11 protein-coding genes and 1 tRNA gene are annotated in these 12,558 nt (G+C 36.3%); 2 read left to right on the forward strand and 10 right to left on the reverse strand.

All coding sequences use genetic code 11. The features are described 5' to 3' along the window. Positions 1-67 precede the first annotated feature (67 nt). The 3 genes from tig to H3T44_RS04145 form a co-directional block, all read right to left on the reverse strand. The gene (gene tig / locus H3T44_RS04135) at positions 68-1,399 is read right to left on the reverse strand and encodes a trigger factor (RefSeq protein WP_198196219.1); all 1,332 of its coding nucleotides are present in this window, start codon (positions 1,397-1,399) and stop codon (positions 68-70) included. A gap of 131 nt (positions 1,400-1,530) precedes the next feature. Further along, positions 1,531-1,615: transfer RNA gene (locus tag H3T44_RS04140), tRNA-Leu, on the reverse strand. Between the two features lie 86 nt (positions 1,616-1,701). After that, positions 1,702-3,135, reverse strand: coding sequence for an NAD(P)H-hydrate dehydratase (locus tag H3T44_RS04145; RefSeq protein WP_198196220.1), 1,434 nt, complete (start codon positions 3,133-3,135; stop codon positions 1,702-1,704). 191 nt (positions 3,136-3,326) lie between these two features. Between H3T44_RS04145 and H3T44_RS04150 the strand changes: the two genes are divergently transcribed. Then, on the forward strand, positions 3,327-3,770 hold the full coding sequence (locus H3T44_RS04150; protein WP_198196222.1) for a hypothetical protein: 444 nt from the start codon (positions 3,327-3,329) through the stop codon (positions 3,768-3,770). A 123-nt stretch (positions 3,771-3,893) separates the two neighbouring features. After that, positions 3,894-5,309 carry a DEAD/DEAH box helicase gene (locus H3T44_RS04155; RefSeq protein ID WP_232347511.1) on the forward strand — a complete coding sequence of 472 codons (1,416 nt, stop codon included), beginning with the start codon at positions 3,894-3,896 and terminating at the stop codon, positions 5,307-5,309. Between the two features lie 66 nt (positions 5,310-5,375). Here H3T44_RS04155 and H3T44_RS04160 read toward each other — a convergent pair whose 3' ends face one another. The 7 genes from H3T44_RS04160 to H3T44_RS04190 all read right to left on the reverse strand — a co-directional run bounded on the left by H3T44_RS04160 (position 5,376) and on the right by H3T44_RS04190 (position 12,492). After that, on the reverse strand, positions 5,376-5,816 hold the full coding sequence (locus tag H3T44_RS04160; RefSeq protein WP_155565353.1) for an SUF system Fe-S cluster assembly protein: 441 nt from the start codon (positions 5,814-5,816) through the stop codon (positions 5,376-5,378). Positions 5,817-5,859: 43 nt separating this feature from the next. Continuing rightward, positions 5,860-7,107, reverse strand: a complete 1,248-nt coding sequence (locus H3T44_RS04165) for an aminotransferase class V-fold PLP-dependent enzyme (protein WP_198196226.1) — start codon at positions 7,105-7,107, stop codon at positions 5,860-5,862. A 12-nt stretch (positions 7,108-7,119) separates the two neighbouring features. Continuing rightward, the gene (gene sufD / locus H3T44_RS04170) at positions 7,120-8,376 is read right to left on the reverse strand and encodes a Fe-S cluster assembly protein SufD (RefSeq protein ID WP_198196228.1); all 1,257 of its coding nucleotides are present in this window, start codon (positions 8,374-8,376) and stop codon (positions 7,120-7,122) included. Beyond that, a complete protein-coding gene (sufC, locus tag H3T44_RS04175) occupies positions 8,369-9,151 on the reverse strand; it encodes a Fe-S cluster assembly ATPase SufC (RefSeq protein WP_110438931.1) in 783 nt (260 codons plus the stop codon). Before sufC ends, sufD begins: the two co-directional genes overlap by 8 nt. Positions 9,152-9,159: 8 nt before the next feature. Next, complete coding sequence (gene sufB / locus H3T44_RS04180) at positions 9,160-10,647, reverse strand: Fe-S cluster assembly protein SufB (RefSeq protein WP_198196229.1); 1,488 nt, start codon at positions 10,645-10,647, stop codon at positions 9,160-9,162. Positions 10,648-10,685: 38 nt separating this feature from the next. Continuing rightward, the gene (locus H3T44_RS04185; RefSeq protein WP_122123485.1) at positions 10,686-11,108 is read right to left on the reverse strand and encodes an Rrf2 family transcriptional regulator; all 423 of its coding nucleotides are present in this window, start codon (positions 11,106-11,108) and stop codon (positions 10,686-10,688) included. A 100-nt stretch (positions 11,109-11,208) separates the two neighbouring features. Further along, entirely contained in the window at positions 11,209-12,492 is a 1,284-nt protein-coding gene (locus H3T44_RS04190) for a DUF445 domain-containing protein (RefSeq protein ID WP_198196231.1), read from the reverse strand. Between the last annotated feature and the right edge of the window lie 66 nt (positions 12,493-12,558).

Below are 12,558 nucleotides of genomic sequence, written 5' to 3' on the forward strand. Positions count from 1 at the left end.
AATTTTCCAAAAAAAGAATGTCTGGAAAAATTTCCAGACATTCCCAATACCAAAATCTATGAAATTCCTAAATCTTAACAGTGGGCATCTTAGAGAGCTCTTCCGAACTCACCTCTTTATCCTCTACCGTGGCAAGCTCTGTAATATAATCAAGAACTTTATTCTCGTAAAGTGGACCGCGAATAGATTCGACAGCCTGCGGATTTTTCTGGAAAAATTCCATAACTTCTTTTTCTTGTCCCGGATAACGCATTGCCTTGTCCCGCATCGCCTGAAAAAGTTCGTCTTCATTAATTGTTATCGAATTAACTCTTCCAATTTCAACAACCAGCAATCCAAGGCGAACACGTCTTTCTGCAATTTTGCGATAATCTGCCTTTAAAGTTTCCTCGTCTTTGTTCTTGTCTTCTTCATCAAGAAGATCATTTTTACGGTCATTTTCAATACGCTGCCAAATTTGCTTGAATTCTGTATCAACCAATCCTTCAGGCAATTCAAAATTAACTTTCCCAGCCAACACATCCAAAATATCACGTTTCAATCTCAAACGGGACATTTGATCATATTCAGCAACAATTTGCTTTTCAACAGCTTCTTTTAGTTTATCTAAATTTTCAAATCCGAGTTTGGTTGCAAATTCATCGTTCACTTCAGGAACAATAGCCTCTTTTAAGGTTTTTGCCTTGATATCGAATGTTGCCTCCTTGCCAGCCAAATTGGCAGCCTGATAGTTTTCAGGGAAAGTAACCGTTATTACTTTTTCCTCTCCTGGTGTCATTCCTTCAATCTGTTCTGCAAATCCCGGAATAAACCCCTTACCACCAATTTCAACATCAACATTCTCTGCAGTGCCATTCTCAAAAGCTACGCCTTCAACCTTACCCACAAAATCAACAGACAGAACATCACCGGATTTAGCAGGCCGCTTTTCATCAATAGCCTTAAATTCACGTTGCCGTTGGGCAATTGTGTCAAAAGCAGATTTAAGCGATTTTTCATCTGGCTTGGCTTTTAAGCGAGTCAAATGAATATCTTTAAGATCTGGAATTTCAAAGTCTGGAATCAATTCAACTTCAAAAGTGAATTCCAGATCATCCCCCTTTTTATAACCCTCTTTGAGATTGACCGATGGTTGACGGGCAGGTCGCAGACCTCTTTCACTCAATGTATCTCTGACTGCATTTGAAATCGCCTCATTGACAACCTCATTCTGAACAGATTCTCCATAACGTTGCTCAACAATCGTTAATGGCACTTTTCCCGGCCTGAAACCAGGAATATTCATCTCGTGTCCAAGTTTTGTTAATCGTTGATTTCTCGTTTCAGCGAGTTGTTTTTCTTCAATAATGATTTTGAAGCCGCGTTTTAAGCTTTCAGAAAGCGTTTCAGTAACCTGCATCAGCCAGGCCATCCTCTCGGTCTAAATTAAATTTTACCCTAATATTATAGAGCGTTTCAGAATTAACATTAATTTATATCACTTTAACAGCCAGATCACAAAAATCATATGGAATTAACATCATACGTTTTTGGTGCGGATGGAGGGACTTGAACCCCCACGACTTGCGCCACTAGATTCTAAGTCTAGCGTGTCTACCAATTTCACCACATCCGCACGTCTGTGCATTGAAGTTTTTCTATTTAACGCACTATCTATCGCAGGGCAACAATTTTTTTAACAAAACTCAATTTTTCTTATTTTCATTTTTCCACGTGATATCGACCATTATCTCTCGCCTTGCCAAGATTGTGAATTAAGTCCATTGCATTAGGCCAAGAGTTGTTATGTAAAAAAGCTGCCTCTCCATGAATCCAGACCGCGGCACAAGACGCTTCCCATACCTCCATACCACACGCAAGCAAAGTCGCGATGACTCCCGTTAGTACATCCCCAGATCCTGCTGTCGCCAATCGTGCATTTGCATGACAATTGACCGCTACCCTGCCATCGGGAGAAGCTATTAATGTATCCGGACCTTTGAGAATGACCACTGTATTAAGAATACTAGCTGCCTTTTTAACCGCTTCAATCCGGCAATCTTTAAAATCACCAAATATCCGTTTAAATTCACCTATGTGAGGCGTAATAACGGCACATTGTTTCAACAAATCAAAATTTTCTTTTGTCAAAGCGCTTGCATCGGCAACAATCGTTTTATTTGTCTTGATTAAATTTGTTAGGGATATTTTAACCTCATCTTCTGTCAGACCAGGCCCGCATACCCAGACTTTTCTTCGTTTATCCTGTAAGGTATCAGTGAAGTCACCCTCATCAACCATAAAACAGGGTGAAGTTAACAAATATAAATCACGGCTACCAAAGGCAAAGATATGCACCAATCCAGCCCCGCAGGAAGAAGCTGCTAATGCTGATAAACGAGCGGCTCCTGTTACCGTTCCCCCTCCCACAACATTTACAATGCCACGATGATATTTATAATCTTCAACGTCTGCAATTGGAAGTTCCCATAATCCCGGTTCGTTCAACCAGGTATTTATTGATAGCTCTGACAATATATTTTCTGGTATACCTATATTTGCAATAACAAGTTTACCTATATATTCTCGTCCAGGTAAAAGATAATGTCCCGCTTTGGCTCTACAAAACGTTACGGTCAATTCAGCGTGGGGAGCATAACCTCTAATTATACCCGTCTTGCCATCAACACCAGAGGGCATGTCTATGGCAACAAGATGATCTGCAGCTTTCAACACTGAACTTATATGATCATCAATGTCACGAGATAATCCCGCACCAAAAACAGCATCCACAACTAAATCTGCATCCCTCACAGATTGAATATTAAAATCAGTTTTATCTCCATTCCATTGAACAAAAGCCTTGTAAGCATCAGTTCCCTTTTCTGGAGATTTCAAAGAGGCAACCTTAACTGGCCATCCCTCATTGGCAAGTATGTGTGCCACGACATATCCATCACCTCCATTATTTCCAGGACCGCATAAAACAAGTATTTTACAAGGTTTATAAAATTGCATAATTGCCCGTGCAACGGCTAATCCAGCATTTTCCATCAAAGTTAAGACAGGCAAATATTGCATTGCGATCTTGTCAACCTGATTCATTACTTCTGGATTTATCAGAAGCAAATTAGTTTTTTCATTTTTTAATTGCATAATGATATATCTTTCAATGTGATGAATTAAGTATATCACTTATAATTATAACTACGAATTATTATAATATGACAAACTATAAAGAAAAATTGCTTTTTTTGCCTTTATTTGACATGAATGATTTTAACAATCATCACGTCAATGATAAGACGGATTTAATCTATCGAAACCACAATATCTAGGGAATTAGTATGGCTCATATGAATTTTTATTGGGGAATTATCACTTCGATTAACTCTATTGCTCTTTCCATATGGATCGGAAGTATATTTTTTTATTGTCTGAGTGTTCAATCATCAGTGGGATTACTTGATAAAACACTCAAATCTTCCGTATTATTGCAAAACCTGAAAAGAATTTATCAACTTAATGGTTTTAACGCTTTTGCCATCCTGATTTGTCAATTGATTCTTTTTATTCACCACTATTTTGACAAAACTGTAAACTGGTCTGGTTATGCAGCTATAATTACCACTATTCTAATGATAATTTTCCATCTATATAGTTTTACGTCAGCCTATCAAAAAGCAAACCGATCTATACGACCAAAGGCTGATCTTTATAATAAAATTTGTAATATTTTCAAATTAATTATATTTTTGGGAATAATAGATATTTTATTATTAAATTTTTAATGAAATTATTATTAGTTATTCTATTTCACAACAAAATAAGTATATTGATTAATTACAATATTCTTATTATATAAATGAATAAGCTATTTTTATTATTTTTAAGTGTTAATGGTAAGTTTTATTTTGCCTTCTCATATACAAAAAAACAAATTAATTGACAACAATACATCTACAAATCTTGAGATTGAAAAAATTGAGACTTTTGAACAACTCAAATTGTCTCCCTCAATTTTGTCAGCCATTGATAAAATAGGATTTGACAAGCCTACGGAAATTCAGGCAGCTGTCATTCCCATGGCTTTGCAAAAAAAAGATATCGTTGGGATAGCCAGAACCGGTACCGGTAAAACCGTCTCTTTCACATTACCAATTCTCGAGATGCTTTCCCAGTCCAAGGGACGTGCAAGAATGCCACGCGCTTTAATTCTAGAACCCACTCGTGAATTGGCACTTCAGGTTGCAGATAATCTGAAACTATATAATAAATATGTAAAATTTTCCCATAGTTTACTCGTTGGTGGCGAAAGTCAGTCTGAACAGAAAGAAAATCTTCGACGTGGAACCGATATTATTATTGCAACACCGGGTCGATTGATTGATTTGTTTGGTCAGGGAGCAATTTTACTCAATCAGATTCAGATACTCGTCATTGATGAGGCAGATCGTATGCTCGATATGGGTTTCATCCCAGACATTGAAAAAATTGTTTCCTATTTACCCCAACAAAAACAAACCCTGCTTTTGTCAGCTACGATGCCCCCAGAAATCAAAAGATTGACAAATTCTTTTCTTGTAGATCCAATTGAAATATCTATTTCACCACCTTCATCAGTAGCCTCAACTATTGAATCGAAAGTTATCATCGTTCCTGATAACAAAAAAAGAAAAATTTTACGCACTCTTTTACAGCAGAAAAATGTAAAAAATGCGATAATTTTCTGTAATAGAAAAAAAGATGTTGACATTTTAACTCGTTCCCTGAAGAAACATGATTTCAAAAGTGCCTCTCTTCATGGTGATATCGCACAACATCATCGAACCCAAACGATGGAAGATTTTAAAAATGGAAAAATTCAGTTCCTCGTTTGTTCTGATATTGCCGCACGAGGGATAGATGTTGAAAATCTAACGCACGTTTTCAACTTTGATATACCTCTTCAACCCGAAGATTACGTACATCGAATTGGAAGAACAGGAAGAGCGGAAAAAACGGGTTATGCTTATAGCCTTGCAACACTTGAGGAAAAAGAGTTAATTGTAAATATTGAAAAACTTATAAATGAAACCATTCCCGTTCTTGATATTAACGATTTTATGAATACCTCTAAAGAAACAGATAATTCAACAGATAAGAAATTGGTTAAAAATAAAAATTCTCGTCAACAAAAAACCAAATCTAGAAAGGCGGATAATAAGAATTTGATTGAAGTTGCTCCACGTATTCCCCTAACACATGCATTAATTGATAACGATACACCTGTTATTGGATTTGGACAATTTGTACCTGCCTTTATGCTATCGCCGTTTCGTAAGCTTTAAAAAAAGAAACTGAAGATAAATAACATTATTATTTATCTTCAGTTAAAATTTAAACCGATATAAATTTCAGAACATATTCAGGGTTAGTCGAGCTTCATCGCTCATTCTTGAAGGATCCCAGGGAGGGTCCCAGACAATTTCCACCTTTACTTCGGTCACCCCTTTAACTTTTTCAATAGCTTGCTGAACCATGACGGGTAATTCTTGCGCACTGGGGCAATTGGGCGCTGTTAAAGTCATTTCAACTTGCACCTTTCCATCATCATGTAAATCGATAGCGTAAATTAATCCCAAGTCATATACATTAACTGGAATTTCTGGATCATAAATTGTTGAAACAGCATCAATAATTGCATTTTCATCAATTTCTTCCTTAGGATTGTTAATCTGTGGGTTTGAATTATCCTCAGGTTTCCAAGCCTCGATATTTTCTTGATTAACATCAGATTCAGATGTAGATACTGCTTTTCCAATATTATCTGACCTTTTTTGATCAACATTATCCATAAAAAACTCTGCCATTCATATAATTATGGGTAAAAAATCTTTATCAATGATTAGATCTTTGAAAAAAATCAATAATCATATTCAATCCATCCACAAATTTATCGATCTCATCAAAAGTTGTATAAATTGCAAAACTAGCCCGCGATACGCTTGTATAACCAAATTTTTTCACTAACGGTTCAGCACAATGCTGACCTGCACGAATGGCGATACCATTTTGATCCAACAGGGTTGCAATATCATAAGCATGAATATCCTTTATCGAAAAAGAGATTACTCCTCCCCTTACAGATGGTGATCCCAATATAGATAAACCAGGAATATTCCTCATTTTAATCAGCGCATATTCAACCAGATTTTTATCATGCTGCATTAAAATATCATATCCGATAGATAAAACATAATCTATTGCAGCCCCCAAACCGATCACCTCAAGTATGGGTTGTGTACCGGCTTCAAATTTAGTAGGAATTTTTGCCCAGGTTGACCGTTCAAAAGTCACATTCTCAATCATGTCCCCTCCTCCCATAAAGGGAGGCATTTGATCCAGACATTCTTTTTTTCCCCATAAAATGCCAATACCCGTAGGACCGTAAAGTTTGTGTCCTGTAAAAGTGTAAAAATCTATATCAAGATCCTGAACATTAACCGATTGATGAACAATTCCTTGACTGCCATCAACAAGAATTTTGGCACCATTCTTGTGTGCCATTTCAGCCAGCATTTTGATTGGATTAATCGTTCCCAACACATTGGACATATGGGTTACAGCAACCAATGCAATATCATTTTCAATTAAAATTTGTTCAAATGCCAATATATCGATATCACCATTTTCCAATATCGGTGCAATGTATAAATGGATCCCTAATCTGTCACGCAACATTTGCCAGGGAACAAGATTGGCATGATGCTCCATTTCAGTTATTAAAACACCCTGCCCCTTTTTTATCAGACCTCCATAGGAAAAGGCTACAAGATTGATAGCTTCAGTACTATTTTTAGTAAAAATCACTTCATCGGACGTAAATGCATTTAAAAAACCGGCAGTTTTTTTTCGGACTGATTCATATTGATCTGTAACAGCCTCACTCATGGCATAAATGCCTCGATGCACATTTGCATATTGCGTATATGCGGCGTTTTGCATCGCTTCAATTACCTGTATTGGTTTTTGGGCTGATGCGCCACTATCCAAAAATACAAAATCTTTACCGTGAATTTTTTGTTTTAAAATTGGAAAATCATTTCTAATTTGCTCAATATTAAAAGAATAGACAGGGTTAGACATCGCAATCACTTTTCAAGTTGAGGCGGTTACGTAATAATATAATAAATTCTGCAATAGGGTATCTTCGATCTTTTCAATAGACTCGTTAACAAATGCATTAATCAACATTTCTCTGGCCAATTCATAAGAAATTCCACGAGACATTAAAAAAAACAATTGTTCTTGGTCCAATGCCCCTATTGCTGCACCATGGGAACATTTAACATCATCTGCATAGATTTCAAGCTCAGGTTTAGTATCTATTTCCGCTTTATCTGACAATAATAGGGCCTGGTTTTGCTGCTGTGCATCCGTTTTCTGGGCTAAATGATTGACTAGCACCTTGCCCTGATAAACCCCATGACTGTTATCAGACAGGATATTTTTAACATTCTGATTGGATTGACAATGTGGAACACTATGAACCACTTTTGATGCAATATCGGCATGCTGTTGACCTGACAAAATCTGGACAGCATCAAAATCGGCCTTACTCCATTCTCCGGCCAAATCAATATTCAGTTCATAACGTGAAAATCTGGAACCTTTATTTAACAAAAATTGCTGATAACATGCATGATCAGACAATTTAACATAATTACTAGAACAATTATAGCTTTCTGATAATGTATGGTTGATAATGGTATAGTTTAGTTTAGACTTTCTTCCCAGTTCTATTTCATGAACGGAATTTGCAAAATAAACACCTTTTCCATAATTTATTTCAATTACAGAACATTTATTTTCTTTCTCAATATAAAATGAATACTTTGGTGAAAAAAACAGTTTTTCAGTTGTTTCAGCTTTCCCTAGATTAATACATAAAATTGTCTGATCATTGAAATTTTTATTACAATTAAATTGTAAAACGGGATTTTCAACAACTTTGTTCAATGCCGTCAAAAAATCATCGTTCGGAATTGACCAACCACTTTTGAGATTCTTGTTTAAAGAAAATTCGTTTGAATGAAGACTAATTGTTGAAAAAGTCTCTAGATATTGACCATTATAAGTGATTATTCTAGGTAAATTTTGCAAATCTACGGTTAATATTTCTTCTAAGGCCCTATGAACAAACGCTTCATCAATAACAAAATCACGCGAAAAATCTGTTTTTTGCAACCATTTCAAATCGCTATATTTCCAAGCTTCAGTTTTACGTGTCGGGAATTGAAGAGTCAGCAATTTATCAACAATATTTCTTTTGTCTTGTAAATATTCAGATAAAGACAACCTATTTAATATTTCCAACCAATTTTCACGCTTGTTCATCGCGGTGACATTATTCATCAATTTCATCCAAAAACCGTCCGTAACCTTCTTTTTCAAGCTGAAGTGACAAATCAGCCCCTCCAGTATGGATAATGCGACCTCTTGCTAAAATATGGATATAATCAGGCTTGATATAATCCAATAAACGCTGATGATGAGTGATAATTAAAGAGGAAAAATCTGAAGATTGAAGAGTATTAACTCCTTCTGCGACAATACGCAGCGCGTCAATATCTAACCCACTGTCAGTTTCATCCAATATTGCAAAAGATGGTTGCAGTAAGGACATTTGCAGAACCTCATTTCGTTTTTTCTCACCTCCAGAAAAACCGACATTTACATTGCGTTTAAGCATGTCTGTTGGAAATGAAAGCTTTTTTGCCAACTGACGGGCCAGTTTAAGAAATGACACCGCGTCAAGTTCTTCCTGTCCTCGCGCCTTACGAACGGAATTTGTTGCTGTACGTAAAAAATTGGCATTATTGACCCCAGGCAGCTCCACGGGAGACTGAAAGGCAAGAAACAATCCCGCCACGGCTCTATCATCAGGAGACATTTCCAGAAGATTCTCCCCTTTAAACCATACCTGACCAGATGTCACTTTATAACTGGGATGACCAGACAAGACATAGGAAAGCGTTGACTTACCAGAACCGTTAGGTCCCATAATAACATGAGTTTCACCAGCGGGAATTGATAAATTGACACCTTTCAAAATTTGCTTTGATCCATTTTCAACAGTGTCATCAATAACGGATGCATGTAAATTTTTTATTTCTAATAACATATTCATAGTTTAAACTAACCCACACTTCCTTCAAGACTTATCTGTAAAAGCTGTTGCGCTTCTACAGCAAATTCCATTGGAAGCTCTTTTAAAACATCTTTACAAAACCCGTTCACAATCAATCCGATTGCCGCTTCCTTGGTTAATCCACGCTGTTGACAGTAAAATAACTGTTCTTCGGAAATCTTGGAAGTTGTCGCTTCATGTTCAATTTTAGCGGAACTATTTTTACTTTCAATATAGGGAACTGTATGTGCACCGCAATTATTTCCGATCAGTAAACTGTCACATTCAGTGAAATTGCGACTGTTTCGGGCTTTTGGCATCATCCTAACCAATCCACGATATGTACTGTCAGATTTTCCTGCACTAATGGTTTTTGCCAAAATGGTGGAACGTGAATTAGCTCCTATATGAATCATTTTTGTACCGGTATCAGCCTGCTGATATCCATTTGTTACCGCTACAGAATAAAATTCCCCGATTGATTCTTCCCCTTGTAAAATGCAGGAAGGATATTTCCAGGTAATTGCCGATCCGGTTTCAACCTGTGTCCATGAGATACGTGACCGTACACCACGGCAAGCACCACGCTTGGTAACAAAATTGTAAATTCCACCCTTACCATTTTTATCACCCGGATACCAGTTTTGGACTGTGGAATATTTTATAAAAGCCTCACTCATAGCCACAAGTTCTACAACAGCAGCATGCAATTGATTCTCATCCCGTTGAGGAGCTGTGCATCCCTCTAAATATGATACTGTAGAAGCATCATCAGCAATAATGAGCGTACGTTCAAATTGTCCGGTATTTTTTGCATTTATACGAAAATAGGTTGAAAGTTCCATAGGGCATTTCACACCTTTCGGAACATATACAAATGAACCATCCGTAAAAACAGCGGAATTCAAGGCTGAATAAAAATTATCTCCCTGTGGCACCACACTACCAAGATATTTTTTAACCAAATCTGGATAAGATTGTATAGCTTCTGAAATTGGACAAAAAATCACACCCGCTTTCGCAAGAGTTTCTTTAAACGTCGTGGCAACAGAGACACTATCAAAAACTGCATCAATGGCAACAGGTACAGTCTCTCCATTTTCCGGTTTTTCAACCCCCGCCAAAATTTCCTGTTCTCTTAAGGGTATACCCAATTTTGCATATGTTTTTAACAATTCGGGATCAACCTCATCCAGAGACTTTGGTCCTTTTTTCTTTTTTGGAGCTGCATAATAATGCAAGTCCTGGAAATCAATTTCAGGATGTTTGAACTTACCCCATGTTGGAGCCTCCATGGTCTTCCACATCCGATAGGCTTTCAAACGCCATTCCAGCATCCAATCAGGCTCATTCTTGCGAGCAGAAATTGAACGGATAACATTTTCATCAAGTCCCTTGGGTAGGATATCCATTTCAATATCCGTTTCGAACCCCCACTTGTAGGTATCTGTCTTAAGCTGCTTCAACAAGGCCTCATCTTGGACATGTTTATTCATAATATGCTCTGTTTCTAAATGTTCGTTTCTTGAATTTGTTAATTCTTATTTAAGTCAAGTCTAGCAGAACTCTTTTTTAAATCCGCCAAAGTTAAAGTTTCAAAAACATTTTTTATTTGATAATTCAATACTTCCCATTTTCCATATAAAATACACTCTTCATTCTCAATACGACAATCATCCTTTTTACAATCAACCAACTTAATGGGTCCCTCAATAATTCTAACAACCGTAGCAAGGGAAATTTCACTAAGCTCATTCAATAGATAATACCCACTCCCCGGTCCTCTCGAAGATTTTGTCAAGGAAGCCTTGGTTAGCATTTTCAGTATCTTAGCAACAGTAGGTTCAGGAATATGTGTTCTCTCAGCAAGTGTGGATGAAGAGACAACAGTTTTATATTGATCAAGGCTTATGATAATAATCGTTGCATAATCAATAAGTTTGGATAGTTTCAACATAATTTATCAATTCGATCAAATAAAACATATTATATAGGACTATATAAGTCCATTTTTATCGATTTAAAAGTTTTTTTTATTTTTTTTATAATACAACAGTTTAAGGATTAAAAAACAGTTTAACAAATAAAAAAAAGATTATTCCGATTGAAAATCCTACAATAGAACCATTTATCCGTATATATTGCAAATCCTTGCCTATTCGACATTCAAGTCGATCAACCAACGCTTGACTGTCCCATTGTGAAACAGCAGTTTCAGTAAAACGGATCAACCCCTCCTTAAAATTTGGTAATGATCTTGAAATAAGTTTCAATATCGCCTTGTTTATTTTTTTTCTGATTTTGGGATCTTTTTGTAGCAATTCAGAAAAATAATGAATTGAATCAATAATCACATTCCTAAACCATCCTTCCTCATTCCTGGCATCATCATGAATAAATTTTCTAATTTTTTTCCAAAGATTTTCACGCCATTCCTGTATACTTTCATGATTTACAATTTGTCTAAAGGCTTCAGATATATTTTTGACACGTTCAGGATCATTCTCAATTTTATCAATTTCATCCTTTATCCACTGGCCGATTTTTTCTCTTACAACATCATTATGTGGATCTATCCGATCCATTTCCTTATTAACAGCAACCAAAACTTTTGTCGCAATTGAATCACCGATCATCCATCCCAGAAAACGACCACCCTGTTCTTCCACTCGACTATGAATCATTTCCCTGAGGCTTGATTCCTTTTCTTTAAGCGTTTTCTTAAGAATTTCCAAAATGAATGAAATTATGTCTTGATGCTGATCGATATCAAGCATTGTTCTTATGATTCTACCGATAAAAGGTGAGATTGATTCTCCACTCAAAAGACGATTTATAATTTTTGTTATTAAGTTGCTGATCCGACCATCTTCAATCCGATCAAGAAAATCAGGAAGAGATTTCAACAAAATACTGCTCAGATATTCAATATTCTCTGTTTTATCCAAATATTTTCCCAAAAAACTTGGAAGATCCATTTTTTTCAAAATCAGAGTGATGTCTTTCTCAGTAAAAATATATTGAGCTATAAACCATCCCAACCCGTATCCTAGACGTTTTTTTTGTTTTGGTAGAATTGCGGTATGAGGAATGGGCAAACCCATGGGATGTCGAAATAATGCCGTCACCGCAAACCAATCAGCACATCCACCGATAAATCCAGCCTGACTACCAGCCAAAATCAATTCAACCCAGAAATTATGTTTGATTCCTGTATAAGTCGTCAGATAATAGCCTAATAAAGTTATACATCCCATGATTAACAGCAAAATAGTTGCCAATCGATGATAGCGTAGGAAAATTATTTTTACGTGGTCATCTGGACTTGAAACTTTATTCATCGCCTTCAACATTTTTTCGTGTAATTATTGTTATCGTGAATTTATACCTTTTATTTCTCTTTATAA

Origin of the sequence: Commensalibacter sp. M0355 (assembly GCF_016101365.1) — a bacterium.
In the GTDB taxonomy this organism is placed as follows: Bacteria; Pseudomonadota; Alphaproteobacteria; order Acetobacterales; family Acetobacteraceae; genus Commensalibacter; species Commensalibacter melissae.